3 protein-coding genes are annotated in these 1,693 nt (G+C 37.5%); all 3 read right to left on the bottom strand.

Going from position 1 to position 1,693, the window contains the following annotated elements; all coding sequences use genetic code 11:
- Positions 1-156: 156 nt before the first annotated feature.
- A complete protein-coding gene (locus tag A3761_RS24545) occupies positions 157-495 on the bottom strand; it encodes a hypothetical protein (protein ID WP_068739840.1) in 339 nt (112 codons plus the stop codon).
- Between the two features lie 80 nt (positions 496-575).
- Entirely contained in the window at positions 576-899 is a 324-nt protein-coding gene (locus A3761_RS24540; RefSeq protein WP_068739842.1) for a hypothetical protein, read from the bottom strand.
- Positions 900-1,025: 126 nt separating this feature from the next.
- Positions 1,026-1,394: a hypothetical protein gene (locus A3761_RS24535; RefSeq protein WP_068739844.1), complete on the bottom strand. Its 369-nt coding sequence runs from the start codon at positions 1,392-1,394 to the stop codon at positions 1,026-1,028.
- Positions 1,395-1,693 lie beyond the last annotated feature (299 nt).

Raw genomic sequence — 1,693 nt, 5'->3', positions numbered from 1 at the left:
CTTTAAGAACTTCACTTTTTACACTCTTTTCGTAAGTAGAACTTGCCTAAAACAAGTTCATATTTAATGTACTTCCTCGACAATGAAGCGGCACAGTTTTTTGTGATTGATCAGCTTCTATCATCAACCTATTTTTGACTAGACTATGGGCGAATGTCACATGTATAGGTTAACAAAATAAACTTCATCTGAAGGAACAACCCAATGACCAATCGCGCTACATGTTTCATCTGAGCTTATCTTACCTGTCGAGTCTCTATAAGAAACACCAACATCTTTTCCTTGAGCTTGGGCGGACAAAAATAATGCAAACCAAGCATTGCATTGATCTGACGTATCTCCAGCCAAGGTACATAGTTTATGAATACCAAAGCCAATATTCACGTATAAGCTATCACCTAAACCTATATACTTAACAGCACCCTTACACTCGTAATTCGCTAGAGCCGCATTTGTTAATAACAATAATATTCCTGCAACAAATAACTTTCTCATTACTCGACTTCCCTTTCCAACCTATTTGAGACCTTATAGCTACTAGCTATAAGCACCTATAACATGCCTAATTCGGGTTTCTATTTACGTGCATCAGCAGAAAGAATTCTACAAACTATCGAGTCTGCAGATGCTGAACGATCATGATCAAGAACCACTTGAAGCTTTTCTCCAGCTTTACTCGCTGCAAGAATATAAGACCACATCGCTTTCTTATACTCATCGCCCGCAATATCTATTTGAGCTCTACTGTATTTGCACTCTTCTGGAAATGCTGGGCTAGTAACATAGGAAGTGCCATTATTTAGATGGAAGTGCCAATCAACTAGTTCGTTTGTCCAAAACCTTTCAGCATATGCTCCAAAAGAAACACATGTCAGCATAATTAAAACTGCTACTTTCATTCTAAAATCCTTTGACTAATAACATTCCAGAATCAACCTAAATTGACCTAATGCCGGAACATAAAATAAACATCAAAATAAGATGCATTAATTACAAGGTTTTTTGTCCGGCCCTACTCGCCTCTACTAATCGCCCATTAAATGCCAATAATAGAAGTAAGCCGTTCCAACACTTCCATGCGCAGAGACAGTCGTACACGCATCAGGGTTAGAATCCGGGCTATAAATCAAGGTCTGAATAGCTTTACCTTGGGCCTGTGCAGACAAAGCCATCGATAACTTTTGATCAAACATTTCGTCACTATTCTTTAGGTAAATTGAAGTTTTATTCGTTGCACAAGTTACTAAAGAAATATTCTCAATTTCATTCTGACCTTGTAGTAACAGTCCGCTTCCAAGCAGCTTTACATTTTTGGGGTAAACAGTTAACCAAGCATGCCCAGCAAAAACAGATGTACTAAAAAAGATCATTATGAGGCCGATAATCTTATTCATATATAATTCCAAAGCTCATTATTTTCATCTACGAAACCACCTACACAGTACTCGTTTCAACCTATAAAAGGCTGAATAATTAGGTATCAAACCCATCATTGAAAGCGATACACCCATGCCATTCCTGGCGTTTAATTTGCCCTATTCCTGAAAGCAAATTCTGCTTAGTGAATGTAATTATTCATCATTCAAAATTAGTATTTTTGCCGTTTAAAACAGCTTTTTTACCAAACCGCCAACGTCTGCTTTAAGCCTAAAGTGGACCTTAATAGACTGCCTTTAATAAGCTTGCTAGAAAC

It is taken from the genome of Oleiphilus sp. HI0123 (assembly GCF_001635315.1).
The sequence above is the reverse complement of the archived record's forward strand: the minus strand, read 5'-3'. Positions and strand labels throughout refer to the sequence as shown.